At 29.3% G+C, this 622-nt stretch carries 1 protein-coding gene; it reads right to left on the reverse strand.

Annotated elements, in window-relative coordinates; genetic code table 11:
* Positions 1–105: 105 nt before the first annotated feature.
* Positions 106–622, reverse strand: a 517-nt coding sequence (locus ETC00_RS19490) for a hypothetical protein (RefSeq protein ID WP_171567705.1), incomplete at its 5' end; no start/stop codon positions are given.

Consider the following 622-nt stretch of genomic DNA (forward strand, 5'->3'; position numbering starts at 1 on the left):
GTTATAAAGAGAGCAATTGATTTAGGTATATTGGATCAAAACGGTCTCAAAGAATATATTACATTAGAATAGAAGAATGAGGATAAATCCTCATTCTTCTTTTTTCTATTCGTCTTCACTAAAAGAATAATATTCAATTACTTTATACATACGACCTCTCTCATCAGTAGCATATTTACCATCCTCAGAGAATTTTACCTTTCCAACATCTTTCTTACGTGGAACAGGATAATCAAATACTTGCTGATTATCTCTATCTAAAGCAATAAACTCCCACTCATTCGTATCTACACAACGTTTAATATAAATTTTAACCCCTCTATTTTCATATTGAATATACTTCGATCCTGCTTCTGATCTAAATGGATTTCCTTCTGTTTCTAAACGATGTTCAATGTAATCTTGAATTCTTTCCATCTCATCTTCACTATAATCTAATTTAGATCTTTCAATTCGTTCTACTAAATCATCAATATCATCATCGTCTCTATTTTCCATTAAATCATTTATAAATCTACTTCTTCCATATTTCAATACATTTTGGAAGTATTTAGACGCTAAATAATCAACTGATTTTTCATCATCAACATTAGCTTTCTTACCGTCTTGTTTAATTTTAAGA

Source organism: Brevibacillus sp. MCWH (assembly GCF_013096935.1).
GTDB lineage: Bacteria > Bacillota > Bacilli > Brevibacillales > Brevibacillaceae > Brevibacillus > Brevibacillus aydinogluensis.